Raw genomic sequence first — 14,776 nt, forward strand, 5'->3', positions numbered from 1 at the left:
GCTTGTGCAAAGTGGTGAAGTTCGCCTCCGATGTGACCGCGCGCGTCGAGCAACACGAACAGGACGCACGCAGTGCCAGCGCGGCTTATCACATCTCGGTAGCGACGCGAAAAGTCGCCGAGCAAGGTACGCAGGTGATCCAGCAAGCCGCCAGCGAAATGCGCGAAATCGCCGAAGACATTGCCGAGTCTTCAACGCTGATTGCGCAACTGGGGGAACGCTCCGAGCAGATCACCGCCATCGTCAACACCATCCGCTCGATTGCCGACCAGACCAATCTGCTGGCGCTCAACGCTGCAATTGAAGCCGCCCGCGCCGGTGAACAGGGCCGCGGGTTTGCCGTGGTTGCCGACGAGGTGCGCCTGCTGGCGGGGCGTACCAGCGGCTCGACGGCGGAGATATCCACCATGATCGGTTTGATCCAGAGCGAAACCCGTCAGGCCATCAAGAGCATGGAAGGCACCCGGGGCCGTGCGGCTGAAGGCGTCGAATTGGCGAATCAGGCGGGGACGGTGATTCTGCAGATTCGTGATGGTGCCAGTGAGGCGGTGGATGCGGTGAGCATGTTTGCCAATGAGCGGGTGCCGGGTTAAGCCTTGTGCAAGGCAGCCAGACCGCGTCGCGGCCTTCGCGAGCAAGCTCGCTCCGACAGGGACTAATTCGATCACAATGTTTGTGAACACCCGGATACCTGTGGGAGCGAGCTTGCTCGCGAAGGGGCCGGCCGCCACAACGCAGGGCTATAGTGACTACACGTCCCATGCCCTGCCGAGTGCACCATGACCACTGAAAAAACCGCATTGCCTGAAACGGCTCCCGTCGACCACCTGCGCTTCCACCGCCCCCACGCCCACCTCAACACCACCTTCGGCAACGACAGGTTTGCGCTGCGCGCCGAGGCGTTCGCGCGGTTCTTCGGCACGCCGCTGTTTCTCGGTGCGCAAACCGTGATCGTCGCGGTGTGGATCGGCCTCAACGTGTCGGGCGTGACGCAATTCGACGTTTACCCGTTCATCCTGCTCAACCTCGCCTTCAGCCTCCAGGCCGCCTATGCCGCACCGCTGATTCTGCTGGCACAAACCCGTCAGGCCGCCCGAGACAAGGCACAAGCCGATGCCGATGCGCTACACCGTGAAGCGTTGGCACAGGCCAATACCGAGCGTCAGGCCCAAGCGGCGAAGAACACCGCGCAATTGCTTGAGCTGCTGGAGCAGAACACCCGCCTCACCGAGATGACCAAAAACCTCACCGAACGCATCGCCAGTCTGACCAGCGAACTGCACGATCATATGCGCCAGAACCCGCAGCGCTGATCACGGCAAACGCAGTACCCGCCCGAGTTCATCGAACAACGTCACCACCGAGCGCAAGGCTCGGCAATCCGCGCGGGTCAGCAACCACAACGCGGTGTCGTAACCATGCAGCGGCTCGCTCAACGCCTGCACACCCTCGGTGATGAGGAAGTCCGGTAATGCCGCCACACCGAGTCCTGCGCGAACCAGCTCCGTGACTGACAACATACTGTTGCAGCGATAGCCCGGGGTGACACCGGGTAGGTGCTGACGACGCCAGGCGACAGTCGGATGATCGGGCAAAAAGTCATCCGGGGCGATCCAGGTCAACGCCGTCAGATCCGAAGCATCGACATTTTGCAGATAGCGCGAACTGGCGCAGACCCGGTAGGAAATTTTCGCCAGTTGCCGTCCGACCAGATGCTCGGGCGGTGTCCGCGTCAGGCGCAGAGCAATGTCGGCATCACGGCGACTGAGGTTGGCGAAGTCGTTGGAGGTGCTCAGTTCGATGGTCAACGCCGGATAATTGGGCATGAACTGCGCCAGCGCCGGCAGCAGCAAACCCTGCAACACCGAATCGGTGCAGGTCAGACGCACCGTGCCGCTGACCACTTCGCCGCCCTGCTCCACGCCGATACGTGCGGCTTCCAATGCCTGTTCGGCACGTTCGGCTTGCTCGGCCAGCGTCTGCGCGAGGTTCGTCGGCAGGTAACCGGCACGGCTTTTTTCGAACAATTGCTGGCCGAGTGCGGCTTCGAGACGGCGCACGGCGCGGAATACCGTCGACACATCGACCTTCAACAGCTGCGAAGCCCGGGCCAGAGAGCCGCCACGCACCAAGGCGAGAATCAGGGCGAGGTCGGGGTAGTCGAGCTGATAGTGCGTGGCTGCATTGATCACTTGGGCAAACGCCAATGTTGAGTGCGTGAACGCCAATCTATAGTGAGTGCCATCAATCAACAAGCGCAGGGAACTCCCATGGAAAACAGCGCCATCCGTATCGCCCTGATTGGCGATTACGACCCGCAGGTCACCGCTCACCAAGCCATTCCCGTCGCCCTCGGGCTGGTCGCCGAACACCTCAACCGCAACGTGCAATTCGAATGGTTGCCCACCGAGCAGATCCACGCCGATACGCCGCTCGAGCGGTTCGACGGTTTCTGGTGCGTACCCGCCAGCCCTTACAAAAGTGAAGCCGGCGCACTTCGGGCGATCCGTTTTGCCCGCGAACAGCAGCGCCCTTTCCTCGGCACCTGCGGCGGTTTTCAGCATGCGGTGCTGGAATTTTCCCGCAATGTGTTGGGCTGGATGGATGCGGAACATGGTGAAACATCACCCGACTCAGAACGCGCGGTACTCACGCCGTTGACCTGTTCGCTGGTCGAAGCGGTGGACAGCATTCACTTGGTGCCCGGCTCGTTGATCGCCAAGGCGTACGAAACGTCTGAGATTCGTGAAGGTTATCGCTGCCGCTTCGGTGTGAATCCGCTGTTCGAACAGGAATTGTTGAATGATCGGCTACAAGCCGTGGGTCATGATTCGGCAGGGGATTTGCGCGCGATTGAACTCAAGGATCACCGATTTTTTGTCGCGACGTTGTTTCAACCGGAGCGTGCCGCGCTAAAAGGGCAGATGCCGCCGCTGGTGCGCGCGTTTGTTGAAGCTTGCATGGAGCCGCGTTGATGGCGTCCTGCTTTGCGGTGATTTTTACCTCGACCCGCACCGAGGGTGACAACGGCTATGCCGAGGCGGCTGAACGCATGGAATTGTTAGTGCGTGAACAGCCGGGATTTCTCGGGGTGGAGTCGGTTCGCGGCGTGGATGGCGTCGGGATTACGGTGTCGTATTGGCAGAGCGAAGCGGCGATTCTGGCGTGGCGACAGAACCCGGAGCATCGGGTGATTCAGGAGCGCGGGCGTTTGCAGTGGTATTCGGCGTTTCATACGCGGGTGTGCCGGGTTGAGCGTGAGTATCGGTTCAGCCAGTAATTGCAGGGTCATACTTTCGGCCGCCTTCGCGAGCAAGCTCGCTCCCACAATGGATTTGTGATCGACGCAGATCCAATGTGGGAGCGAGCTTGCTCGCGAAGAGGCCCGCACTGTCACAGATAATCTCAGCCGCGCACCAGACTCCGCACCGCGACAATCTCCGGCACCTCAACCCTGCTCATATACACCCGCAACGGCTCGGTAATGTTGATCCGCTCGTCGATGTTCTGATCCAGCAATAGCTGAATCAACTCGCGTTTAAGGGTCATGGTCTGCGCCGTCGCCGGCGCCCAGACGAATTCATTCACAGGAATAATGCCGTCATCCGCCACGTCCATGCCGAACGAATCTTCGCTGAAACGCACGATGTATTGACCGGTCTTGCGGTTGAGGCCGACAAAACCCTTGAGATCGTCGGCAGCCTGGCAGATGAGTTGGGAGGTGATGCGCATGGTAAACCTCACGAAAAATGATCGATGGTTTACACGCAGGGCAACGGAGCGGCCCGCCCTCTGCCGGGACGTCTGCCGAGGGCAAGCGTACTGCAAACCGCGCCACAAAAGTGCAGGAAAAATCGCTTTTAATACGTTTATGTCGGTCCTGCGATAGCACGCAATCGATTCAGTTGTTAAAAGGTACGTCTTTGAAAATGCCCTGCGAAAGGAACTCGAACATGCCCGCCACTTTCACCAAAAGCGCTCTGGTCCTGAGCCTGCTGCTCGGTCTTGGTCAGGCACACGCTGCCAGCCAAACCGACCCGAAAGCGATCGCTGCCGCCAACGGCATCCCGCACCCGGCCGTGATTGCTCACCGTGGCGCGTCCTTCGATGCACCGGAATCCACCGCAGCGTCCTACAAACTGGCCCGCGACCTCGGCGCCGATTACCTGGAAATGGACCTGCAACGCAGCAAGGACGGCGTGCTGTTCGCCCTGCACGACAACAACCTGCAACGCACCACCGACGTCGCCAGCAAGTTCCCGGAGCGCAAGGACAGCCCGGCCAACGCCTTCACCATGGCCGAACTGAAAACCCTCGACGCTGGCAGCTGGTACAACCAGGCCTACCCCGACCGCGCGCGCCCTACTTATGCCGGGCTGAAAATTCTCACCCTCGATGAAATCATCGACATTGCCCAGGCCAATCCGCAACACAAGCCGGGCCTGTACATCGAGACCAAAGAGCCGCAGCTGTTTCCCGGGATCGAGAAAGACCTCAAGGAAAAACTGCAGGATCGCGGCTGGCTGAGCCCGGCCGGTTCGAAGCTGGCGAAAAGTGCGCTGGGCGTGGGTCAGGGCAAAGGCAAGGTGATCCTGCAGACGTTCGAGAAAAACAGCCTCGAACTGCTGGAAAAAGAAATGCCGCAAGTGCCGAAGATCCTCCTGCTGTGGGTCGGCGAAGGCAGCATCGAGCCGAAATCGAAAGTAACCTTTGCCGAGTCCGGCGAGAAAGACAAAAACGTTTTCTACGGCAAACAAGAGCCGAAGTCCGAAGCCGAATTCAAGCAATGGGTGGACTACGCCAAGTCGCAAGGTGCCATCGGTACCGGCCCGTCGGCGAAGTTGACCAAGGGCGGCGATCAGAGCTATTCGGATCTGGTGCAACCGTGGATGAACCAATACACCCACGATCAGGGCATGCTGGTGCACGTCTACACCGTTGATGAGCCGGTGGACTTCGAGAAAGTCATGGCGGCCGGTGTCGACGGCATCTTCACCAACCGCGCCAGCGAATTGTTGAAGTTCTACAAACGCCCGGCGGCTGGCACGGTTGATCAGGTGTTGAAGAACAACGGTTTCTGATCTGAAATCCAGGCGCCTTCATCACGGGCAAGCCACGCTCTCACAGGTTCTGTGCAGGTGCATGGCTTGCCCGTTTTGTTTGGGTGCAGGGTTTTAAGGGTGAGTTAAGTTGCGCTGGTTAACCTGAGGCCACTTAAACGAGTCACCCAAGGAATGAACCGATGAAAACTTTGACTGCCCTGTTTACCGCCACTGCCCTGACCCTCACTGCTGGCGTGGCCCTGGCTGATGTCCGCGTCGACCAGATCCCGCAACTGGTCAAGGAAGGCAAGATCAAGTCGCTGGAATCGATGAATGCCGATGCGCTGAAACTGTATCCGGGTGCAACTATTACTGACACTGACCTGGATAACCACTTCAACGGTTATGAGTATGAAGTTGAATTGAAAACTGCTGATGGCAAAGAGTTCGATGTGGACTTTGATGCGACCACTGGCAAGGTGTTGAGCAACAAGCAAGACACTTGATACAGCGAATACGGAAAGCCGCACGATTGACAAATCGTGCGGCTTTTTTGTGTCTGGTGTTTGGCCTGGTTGATGTGTTGTCAGTGAGATTTTCTCCCCCCTCACCCCAGCCCTCCCGAAACGTCGGACCGCCCCCAAGGGGGCGAGGGGGAAAGGGAGCCGATCGGGGGCTATTCAAGGCCTGAGTGCGCCTCGAAATCTCAGGTCGGCGTAGCTCGCATAATCACCACGGTCAGTCCCCTCTCCCTCCGGGAGAGGGCTAGGGTGAGGGGAAAAGGCATCACACCGAGGTGCTGACCAACGACCCCGAAGTGCTCGAGTCGGAGTCCTGCGCCTGCAACAATGAAGCTGTGGCGGTCGACAGGGAGGCCGAGGTGGCGGTGATCTGCGCTTGTGCGGCAGCTACTTCGGCGGTTTTGGCATCCGAACTTTCCTGCTTCGCCTGGGCCGCTTGCAGCGCTTGCTGCTCCTCCTGCAATTGCTTCTGCAACTCGGCAATCTGCTTGCGCAGTTCTTTCACCGAATCCGATTCTTCACTGCTGCTGGAGCTGCTGTCACCCGCCGGAGCGGCCCCACCACCGGCGGCGACTTTACCGCTATCGGCAGTCGCGCCCGTGCTGGCGGTTGCTGAGGTAGACGTGTCGTCAGCAACGTCGCTAATCGACGTTTTGCTGGTGGGTGTGCTGAGAGTCTGATTGATCGAAACAGACGTGATGCTGACCATGGAAATACTCCAATGCCGGTTATAGATAACCGGTCATCGACCACGGCCGCCTCAATTTGAGATCGACTGTGTACCGACTCGGTATCCGAACCGGTACACGGTCGTTTGCGTCAGGCACTCAGACGCGCGGTGACTTCGTTCAGCTCCCCCGACAGACTGTGCAGGTTCTGACTCGCGCTTTCGGTGCGCTGCACGTTGTCGAGGTTGGTGCTGGCGATCGAGGTGATCTCGGTGAGGTTGCGCGAGATGTCCTCGGCCACCGAGGTCTGCTCTTCGGCGGCGGTAGCAATCTGACGGTTCATGTCGCGGATCGCCTCCACCGCGTGGGTGATGCGCTCCAGCATCGCGCCGGCCTGGGTCACCTGCTCGACGCTTTCATCACTGCGCGTCTGGCCGCTGTCGATGGCTTGCGCCGCGTCCACCGCGCCGGTCTGCACGCTCTGGATGATCTGGTTGATCTCGATGATTGACTCGGCGGTGCGTTGTGCGAGGTTGCGTACTTCATCGGCGACCACGGCAAAACCACGCCCGGCCTCACCGGCGCGCGCCGCTTCAATGGCCGCGTTCAATGCCAGCAGGTTGGTCTGTTCGGCGATGCCGCGAATCACTTCCAGCACTTTGCCGATGCGGCCGCTGTCGGCTTCCAGACGACGGATCACCGTGGCGGTATTGGCGATTTCGCCGCGCATCTGGGTGATCGAGTGGATGGTGCTCTGCATGACCTTTTCACCCTGCTGGGCGGACTGGTCGGCATCGTCGGCCGCACGCGCAGCATCAGCGGCGTGACGCGCCACTTCCTGGGCGGTGGCGGACATTTCGTTCATCGCCGTGGCCACTTGATCGGTGCGATTGAATTGTTCGTTGGTGCCGCCGGCCATGGTCGTGGCGATCGCATTCAACTCGCCACTGGCGCTATCCAGATCGCTGGCGCTGCGTTGCAAACGGGTGAAGGTTTCGGCGAGGAAATCGCGCAAGGTGTTGGCGGCGGCGGCGAGGTTGCCCAGCTCATCCTGGCGGTCGCTGACCACGCGCTCGGCGAGTTTGCCGCGACTCAACTGGGTCACGTAATCGATCAGTTTGCGAATCGGTTCGACCAGGTTACGGTTGACCAGCCACAGGCTCAACAAGCCGATCAGCAGACCCGACGCGAGCATCACCAGCAGCCCCAGCCACACGGTGCGATCAGCCTCGGCACTGATCAGCGCCGACTGCGCGGTGCCTTGCTTGCGCAACTCGGCGACCAGCTCGCTCATCTGATCGCTGGCGGCGCGGTCGACGCCTTTGACCGCCGCATCACCAGCCGTCGGATCACCACCGGCAGCCACGTAGGCATCGCGGCCCTTCTGGTAGGCAGCGCCGAGCAGACGATGTTCTTCACGCAGACGTTCGATGCGGTTTTTCAGGCTCGGATCGAGGCCTTTCTGGCTGGCCAGTTCACCGAGAATGTTCTGCACATCGCGCTGACGATCCTCGAACTGACCCCAATATTTGGCCAGATCCGCCGGCTGCTTGCCGCGCAGCAGAACGTTTTTCCATTCCTGCACCTGCACCTTGAATTGCAGGTTGGCCTCGTCGATCAATTGCGAAGTGTGCAAGGGACCGGCGATCAACTGGCTGTAACTCTGCACGCCGTTGGAGAGGAAATGAAAACAGGCCAGGGCAATCAACAGCACCGCCAGCAGGCTGCCGCTCAGCAGGGCGAGAATTTGCGCTCTCAGGGATTTTTGCAGCATCAAAAGATACTCAGGACAAGGATGAGGCACGCCCGGTAAGGCGTGAAATTTTGCCGGACATCCCTGTCGGCACGCCTTGGCTCATGGCCAAGCGCGCGCAACGTAACCCAAGTGTGATCGGCACGCCAGAGCGCCTCTTGAAGAAAATCCGACCATCGGTAAGTCGCTGATTTGACGTCACTTTGCCGTCACATAAACGTCATGTGACATTGCGATGATGCGGCTCAGTGAACCTGCCATTTACGCACCGACGCCCCCTCCTCGCAGCGAGCCTTCATGAACCACAGCCTCGATATCAGCCATCGCGATCCCGATCTGTTTGGCCTGCTCTACGGCTACCGCTTCCTGCCCGGTGAACGTGGCCGCGAAGTCGATTCCGCCACGGCGTTGCGCTGTTTGCAGGACGACAGCGACAGTGGCGAATTTCTTTGGCTGCACCTCAATCTGGCGCACGCGGCGTGCGAGCGCTGGATGAAAAGTCATCTGCAATTGCCCGAAGAGTTTTTCGAGGCGTTGCATGAAGGCTCGCGGTCGACGCGCATCGAGCATGTCGACTCGGCGTTGCTGGCGGTGGTCAACGATGTCGTGTTCAACCTCAGCAGCATGGTCTCCTCGGACGTGTCGACGCTGTGGGTCTGTGTGCGCAGCAAACTGATCGTCAGTGCGCGTCTGCAACCGCTGCACTCGGTGGATAAATTGCGCTCGTCGGTGAAAGCCGGCGAGCGCTTTCGTTCGCCATCGGAATTGCTCGTGCATCTGCTGCGCGATCAGGGTGAAGTGCTGACGCAGATTGTGCGCAAGACCAGCATGAGCGTCGATCAAGTCGAGGACGAATTGCTCTCCTCCCGGCTGTCGACCAACCGTGCCGAACTCGGTGCCAATCGCCGCGTGTTGGTGCGTTTACAACGGCTGCTGGCGCTGGAGCCGGGCTCTTTGCTGCGTCTGCTCAACCGGCCGCCGCCCTGGTTGCAAAAGGAAGACGTCAAGGAGTTGCGCAAATCCACCGAGGAGTTTGCGCTGATCATCAACGACCTCACCGCCCTTGGCGAGCGGATCAAACTGTTGCAGGAAGAGATCGCCGCCAACCTCAACGAACAGAGCAACCGCACGCTGTTCACCCTGACCGTGGTAACGGTACTGGCGCTGCCGATCAACATCATTGCCGGTTTTTTCGGGATGAATGTGGGTGGGGTGCCGTTGTCGCAAGATCCGGAAGGGTTCTGGATTCTGGTTGCACTGGTGGCGACGTTTACCGTGATTGCCGGGCGTTGGGCGTTTCGTAAAAGAGGCGATTACTGACCACAAAACGCATTGCCACCGCAGGCCCAATGTGGGAGCGAGCTTGCTCGCGAAGACGGAGTGTCAGGCTCCATAATTGTCGGATGACACACCGCTTTCGCGAGCAAGCTCGCTCCCACAGGGATCTTCTTCAGTCTTCGGATCAGCGGTGGAGCTAAAACCCCAAACACTGACATGGCGCAGTCTCTCTGTAACATTCTGCAACGATCATGGGCGACATTCCTTCCCTCGCTCAGGATTGTCCGCTCATGGCTACTCCCTCCCTGACCGCCAGCCCCGGGTCCGCCCACAGTGGCTGGCCAGCCCTCGACAAGAAAACCGGCCCGTTTACCTACGTGATCTTTTTCGCCGTGTTGGCGATGGGAATGCTGTTCACCGCCTACAGCCTGATGCACGACATGCACGAACTCGGCACGGTAGTCACCACGTGGACGCCGTTCCTGCTGCTCGGCGTGGCGCTGCTGATTGCCTTGGGTTTCGAGTTCGTCAACGGTTTCCACGACACCGCCAACGCCGTCGCGACGGTGATTTACACCCACTCGCTGCCGCCGAATGTGGCAGTGGTCTGGTCGGGGTTCTTCAACTTTCTCGGCGTGTTGCTTTCGAGCGGCGCGGTGGCGTTCGGCATCATCGCGTTGCTGCCGGTGGAGTTGATTCTGCAGGTCGGTTCGTCTGCCGGTTTCTCGATGATTTTCGCCCTGCTGATCGCGGCGATCCTGTGGAACCTCGGCACCTGGTGGCTCGGTTTGCCGGCATCGTCTTCGCACACGCTGATCGGTTCGATCATCGGCGTCGGCGTGGCCAATGCCTTGATGCACGGCCGCGACGGCACAAGCGGTGTCGATTGGGCGCAGGCGACCAAGATCGGTTACGCCTTGCTCCTGTCGCCACTGGTGGGGTTCGGCTGCGCGGCGCTGTTGCTGCTGGCGCTGCGTGCATTCGTGAAGAATCGCGCGCTGTACAAGGCCCCTAAAGGCAACACCCCGCCGCCGTGGTGGATTCGCGGTTTGCTGATTCTGACCTGCACCGGCGTGTCCTTCGCCCACGGCTCCAATGACGGCCAGAAAGGCATGGGCCTGATCATGCTGATTCTGGTCGGCACATTGCCGATGGCCTACGCCTTGAACCGCACCATGCCCGAAGAACAATCGCTGCAGTTTGCCGCCGTGGCGCAAGTCACCCAGCAAGCGCTGGTGAAAAGTGCCCCGCTGCCGACGCCGGCCGATCCGCGTGCGGTGCTCTCCGATTACGTGCGCAGCAAGGACGCCACGCCGCAACTGATCCCCGCCCTCGCCGCCCTCACCGGGCACATCGGTGAAGAAGTCAAAGGCTACGGCTCGCTGGCGAAAGTCCCGGCCGAAGCCATGGGCAACGTGCGTAACGACATGTACCTGGCCAGCGAAAGCATTCGCCTGATGGACAAGAACAAGGTCGGCAATTTCGACGCTGACACCAGCAGCAAACTGCAACTGTTCAAACAGCAGATCGACAACGCCACACGGTTTATTCCGCTGTGGGTGAAGATCGCCGTGGCCATCGCGCTCGGGTTGGGCACCATGGTCGGCTGGAAGCGGATTGTGGTGACGGTCGGCGAGAAGATCGGCAAGACCCATCTGACGTATGCGCAGGGTGCGTCGGCGGAAACCGTGGCCATGCTCACCATCGGTGCGGCGGACATGTTTGGTTTGCCGGTGTCGACGACCCATGTGTTGTCTTCAGGGGTAGCCGGGACCATGGTCGCCAACGGTGGCGGGTTGCAGATGAAGACCATCCGCAATCTGTTGATGGCGTGGGTGCTGACACTCCCCGCCGCCATTCTGCTGTCAGGCAGCCTCTACTGGCTGTTCACCCAGATCTTCTGACCGACGAAGATCCCCTGTAGGAGTGAGCCTGCTCGCGATAGCGGTGTGTCAGTCAACATTGATTAAACTGGCACACCGCTATCGCGAGCAGGCTCACTCCTACAGTTTTGACCGGTGTTCAGGTTCAGAGCGCGGAGCGAATCAGATCGCCCAGCCAATCCATAAACACTCGCACCCGCAACGGCAAATGCCGCTGCCGCGCGTACAACAACGAAATCCCCATCGCCGGCGCGGTGAATTGCGGCAGCACGGTGACCAGTTCGCCGTTTTCCAGATGCGGTTGCATGCCGGTGCGCGGCACCTGCGTCAGACCAAAACCGCCCAGGCATGCCGACTCGTAAGCGTCAGTGCTGTTGACCGTAATGCTGCCAGCCATCGGCAAGCGTTTAACCTGCCCGCCCTCCTCGTACACAAAACCTTCCGAACGCGAACCGAGCACGCCGACGTAATGCACCAGTCGATGCTGCGCCAGATCCTCAAGGGTTTGCGGCACACCGTAGCGCTCAAGGTAGGCGGGGCTGGCGCAGTTGACCATGGGGAAGTCACCGAGATGTCGCGCGACCACCGATTGATCCGGCTGCGCGCCAATCCTCACCACGCAATCGAAGCCTTCGCTAAGCAAGTCCACGCGGCGATCGGTGCTGCTGATTTCCAGCTCCAGGTTCGGATGACGCTCCATGAATTGCGGCAGGCGCGGCATGATCAGACGCCGCGCGAGAATGTTCGGCATGTCGACCCGAATGCGCCCGGTCAGCGACGCCTCGTCCTGGCGGAACAAGCCCTCGATCTCGTCCATGTGCGAGAGCAGGTCCTTGCTGCGCTCGTACAACACCAGCCCGTCCTGCGTCGCCTGCACCTTGCGTGTGGTGCGTTGCAGCAGACGCGTGCCGAGCAGGGTTTCCAGCGCTTGCACATGTTCGGACACGGTCGAGCGCGGCAAGCCAAGGCTCTCGCCCGCGAGGGTAAAACTCGACAGTTCGCTGACCCGGACAAAGGTGCGCAGCAGTTCCAGTTTGTTCATAAGGCACCCATGGATTGTTCGGCTGAGCCGATCAGTGATTCCGTTTTCAACCTGTTTATCACCCCTTGGCGGACAAATAAACTGAGTCCATCACCACTCACCGCAATCGAGGAAGCCTCCATGAATCGCAAAATCGCTTTGATCACCGGCGCCAGTCGCGGCTTGGGCAAAAACGCCGCCCTGCACCTCGCCGCTCAGGACATCGACATCATCGGCACCTATAACAGCCGCGCCGATGAAGCCCAGGCGCTGGTAACCGAACTGCAGGCACTCGGCGCGAAAGCCGTGATGCTGCAACTGGACGTCGGCCGCAGCGAAAGCTTTGCCGATTTCGGTACACGTGTTGAGCAGGCGTTGCAGCAGACGTTTGACCGTCAGCGTTTTGATTTCCTGATCAACAATGCCGGGATCGGCGTTCATGCGCTGTTTGCCGAGACCACCCCGGAGCAGTTTGATTTGCTGATGAACATTCAGTTGAAAGGGCCATTCTTCCTGACCCAGCAGTTGCTGCCGCTGATCAACGATGGCGGGCGGATCATCAATATTTCCAGCGGCCTGACCCGTTTCAGTCTGCCGGGTTACGGCGCCTATGCGGCGATGAAAGGCGCGATGGAAGTGCTGACCCGTTATCAGGCCAAAGAGCTGGGGGCCCGGCAGATCGGCGTGAACATTCTCGCCCCGGGCGCCATCGAAACTGACTTCGGCGGTGGCGCAGTAAGAGACAACTCGGCGCTGAATGCAATGGTCGCCAGCAACACCGCGCTGGGCCGTGCCGGGCAGCCGGATGACATTGGCGGGGCATTGGCGTTGTTGCTGTCGCCGGGGGCGCAGTGGATCAATGGTCAGCGGGTCGAGGCATCCGGCGGCATGTTCCTCTAACCAACGCTGAAATACTTTCCCTGGTAGGAGCTGCCGAAGGCTGCGATCTTTTGATGTTGCCCTTGAAGATCAACAGTAAAAGATCGCAGCCTTCGGCAGCTCCTACACGGGGGTGGTGTTAGCCTTGGCAAGCGTTACGGGTCATGAAGCGCTCACGTACCACGTCATAACCCCAGTGATAAACATAGGTGTACGGCAGGAAAAACAGCAACACGCCGATGTCGAGCAAAAACGCCTGCCACAGGCTGACCGACAGCCACCAGGCAATCAGCGGCACGCCCATCACGATCAAGCCGCCTTCGAACAGCAGCGCGTGCACCACACGTATCCAAGCGTTGTGCGCGACGTTCATGCGTTCCAGCATCCGGTCGAAGAAACGGTTGAACACCACGTTCCAGCCCAGCGCCAGCAACGCGATCAACACGGTCACCGCGCCCATTTCAAGCATCGGTTTTTGCATGATCCACGCCAGCAACGGGGTGCAGATCAGGATGGCCAGCAGTTCGAAACCAACGGCCTGGAAAATACGTTCAGTGATCGATTTGTGGGCAGTCATGGCCTGACTCCTTGAGTGAAGAGTGTTGCCATGATCTATCTTGATGCCGATACTTCATAACCAATAACCATCGATCAAGGCGATAGTTGATGATCTCGCAGGAAGTGCTGTTGGCATTTGTCCAGGCGGCGACCCAAGGCTCGTTTTCGGCAGCGGCGCGCAAACTGGGGCGCAGTCAGTCGACCATCAGCGCGGCGGTGGCCAGCCTTGAGATCGATCTGGATCTGCAGTTGTTCGATCGCAGCAGCCGCAAACCGGCGCTGACCCCGGCCGGGCATGTGATGCTGCAACGCGCCGAGGCGATTCTGGCGGCCAGCAGTCGTCTGGAAATGACTGCGCGGCAGTTGTCCCAAGGCGTCGAGCCGAAGCTGACCGTGGCGATTTCCGACACTTATCAGTCGTACCGTTTTGAAGCGGCGCTGGTCGGGTTTGAGCAGCGTTATCCGGATCTGGAGCTGGAATGCCTGATCGCCGAATGCGATGACCTGATCGAGTTGGTGCAGCGCGGTCGTGCGCATCTGGCCTTCGCCGAGATGCAAGAGAACTACCCACCGGACCTGGCAACGTCGACGGTGGCCGAGCGCACGGAAATCGCCCTGTTCGTCAATCGCGATCACGCGCTGGCCAAGCTTGATCTCGTTGATCAACACACCCTGGAACAACACCGTGAATTGCGCCTGGCGACCATCGTCAATCCTTACGACAGTCGCGGCAAAGGTCGGGTGTGGTCGGCACCAAGTTATCTGATGTTGCTGGAAATGGCCGAGAAAGGTTTTGGCTGGGCGCCGTTGCCGCGTTGGCTGGCGCAGCGTTTTGGCAATGATTTGTTGGTGGAGTTGAAGGTGCGCGGCTGGCCTAAGCCGGTGTTTGTTGATGCGTTGTGGTCGCGGCTGTATCCGCCAGGGCCGGCGGGGAGCTGGTTGTTGAGCAAGATGCTGGAATAGCGGCGCGCCTAATCGCTAGCCGGCATGAAGCCAAAAGCCCCTCACCCCAGCCCTCTCCCGGAGGGAGAGGGGGCCGACCGAGGTGTCTTGCGTCATACATCGACCTGAGAGACCGAGTCGATTATGGATTCATTGGATATGAGCTCAAAAGCCCCTCACCCCAGCCCTCTCCCGGGGGGAGAGGGGGCCGACCGCATTGTGTTGCGTCAT

At 59.9% G+C, this 14,776-nt stretch carries 15 protein-coding genes and 1 pseudogene; 10 read left to right on the forward strand and 6 right to left on the reverse strand.

Features of this window, described 5'->3' with window-relative positions; all coding sequences use genetic code 11:
* Window positions 1-155 precede the first annotated feature (155 nt).
* Window positions 156-593: pseudogene (locus AB4N74_RS16660) on the forward strand (methyl-accepting chemotaxis protein); the annotation flags it as partial.
* Window positions 594-779: 186 nt separating this feature from the next.
* Window positions 780-1,313, forward strand: coding sequence for a DUF1003 domain-containing protein (locus tag AB4N74_RS16665; RefSeq protein ID WP_460096665.1), 534 nt, complete (start codon window positions 780-782; stop codon window positions 1,311-1,313).
* On the opposite strand, the gene AB4N74_RS16670 is transcribed toward AB4N74_RS16665, so the two are convergent.
* Window positions 1,314-2,255, reverse strand: coding sequence for a LysR family transcriptional regulator (locus AB4N74_RS16670; protein ID WP_460096667.1), 942 nt, complete (start codon window positions 2,253-2,255; stop codon window positions 1,314-1,316).
* 15 nt (window positions 2,256-2,270) lie between these two features.
* Here AB4N74_RS16670 and AB4N74_RS16675 point away from each other — a divergent pair, with 15 nt between their 5' ends.
* Entirely contained in the window at window positions 2,271-2,975 is a 705-nt protein-coding gene (locus AB4N74_RS16675; RefSeq protein ID WP_257355954.1) for a CTP synthase C-terminal region-related (seleno)protein, read from the forward strand.
* Entirely contained in the window at window positions 2,975-3,280 is a 306-nt protein-coding gene (locus AB4N74_RS16680; RefSeq protein ID WP_460096669.1) for an antibiotic biosynthesis monooxygenase family protein, read from the forward strand. Before AB4N74_RS16675 ends, AB4N74_RS16680 begins: the two co-directional genes overlap by 1 nt.
* Before the next feature lie 125 nt (window positions 3,281-3,405).
* Here AB4N74_RS16680 and AB4N74_RS16685 read toward each other — a convergent pair whose 3' ends face one another.
* Window positions 3,406-3,732: a DUF2025 family protein gene (locus AB4N74_RS16685; protein ID WP_093430425.1), complete on the reverse strand. Its 327-nt coding sequence runs from the start codon at window positions 3,730-3,732 to the stop codon at window positions 3,406-3,408.
* Window positions 3,733-3,953: 221 nt separating this feature from the next.
* Between AB4N74_RS16685 and AB4N74_RS16690 the strand changes: the two genes are divergently transcribed.
* Together AB4N74_RS16690 and AB4N74_RS16695 are read left to right on the forward strand one after the other, a co-directional pair.
* Window positions 3,954-5,081: a glycerophosphodiester phosphodiesterase gene (locus AB4N74_RS16690; protein ID WP_257355956.1), complete on the forward strand. Its 1,128-nt coding sequence runs from the start codon at window positions 3,954-3,956 to the stop codon at window positions 5,079-5,081.
* Between the two features lie 161 nt (window positions 5,082-5,242).
* Window positions 5,243-5,548 (forward strand): PepSY domain-containing protein, encoded by a 306-nt coding sequence (locus AB4N74_RS16695; RefSeq protein WP_099756970.1) that lies wholly within the window; start codon window positions 5,243-5,245, stop codon window positions 5,546-5,548.
* Window positions 5,549-5,828: 280 nt separating this feature from the next.
* Here the strand turns inward: AB4N74_RS16695 and AB4N74_RS16700 are convergent, their stop codons facing one another.
* Both AB4N74_RS16700 and AB4N74_RS16705 read right to left on the reverse strand, forming a co-directional pair.
* Entirely contained in the window at window positions 5,829-6,272 is a 444-nt protein-coding gene (locus tag AB4N74_RS16700; protein ID WP_460096671.1) for a hypothetical protein, read from the reverse strand.
* Between the two features lie 110 nt (window positions 6,273-6,382).
* Entirely contained in the window at window positions 6,383-8,008 is a 1,626-nt protein-coding gene (locus tag AB4N74_RS16705) for a methyl-accepting chemotaxis protein (RefSeq protein WP_460096672.1), read from the reverse strand.
* Between the two features lie 273 nt (window positions 8,009-8,281).
* Here AB4N74_RS16705 and AB4N74_RS16710 point away from each other — a divergent pair, with 273 nt between their 5' ends.
* Window positions 8,282-9,304: a transporter gene (locus AB4N74_RS16710; protein WP_007917764.1), complete on the forward strand. Its 1,023-nt coding sequence runs from the start codon at window positions 8,282-8,284 to the stop codon at window positions 9,302-9,304.
* A gap of 248 nt (window positions 9,305-9,552) precedes the next feature.
* Entirely contained in the window at window positions 9,553-11,166 is a 1,614-nt protein-coding gene (locus AB4N74_RS16715) for an inorganic phosphate transporter (protein WP_460096673.1), read from the forward strand.
* A gap of 124 nt (window positions 11,167-11,290) precedes the next feature.
* On the opposite strand, the gene AB4N74_RS16720 is transcribed toward AB4N74_RS16715, so the two are convergent.
* On the reverse strand, window positions 11,291-12,187 hold the full coding sequence (locus AB4N74_RS16720; RefSeq protein ID WP_099756973.1) for a LysR family transcriptional regulator: 897 nt from the start codon (window positions 12,185-12,187) through the stop codon (window positions 11,291-11,293).
* A 120-nt stretch (window positions 12,188-12,307) separates the two neighbouring features.
* On the opposite strand from AB4N74_RS16720, the gene AB4N74_RS16725 reads away from it, so the two are divergent.
* The gene (locus AB4N74_RS16725; RefSeq protein ID WP_116255051.1) at window positions 12,308-13,066 is read left to right on the forward strand and encodes an SDR family NAD(P)-dependent oxidoreductase; all 759 of its coding nucleotides are present in this window, start codon (window positions 12,308-12,310) and stop codon (window positions 13,064-13,066) included.
* A gap of 118 nt (window positions 13,067-13,184) precedes the next feature.
* On the opposite strand, the gene AB4N74_RS16730 is transcribed toward AB4N74_RS16725, so the two are convergent.
* Window positions 13,185-13,622: a multidrug/biocide efflux PACE transporter gene (locus AB4N74_RS16730; protein WP_093430434.1), complete on the reverse strand. Its 438-nt coding sequence runs from the start codon at window positions 13,620-13,622 to the stop codon at window positions 13,185-13,187.
* Between the two features lie 89 nt (window positions 13,623-13,711).
* On the opposite strand from AB4N74_RS16730, the gene AB4N74_RS16735 reads away from it, so the two are divergent.
* The gene (locus AB4N74_RS16735) at window positions 13,712-14,566 is read left to right on the forward strand and encodes a LysR family transcriptional regulator (protein ID WP_460096674.1); all 855 of its coding nucleotides are present in this window, start codon (window positions 13,712-13,714) and stop codon (window positions 14,564-14,566) included.
* Window positions 14,567-14,776 lie beyond the last annotated feature (210 nt).

The organism is Pseudomonas sp. H3_C08 (assembly GCF_054669455.1).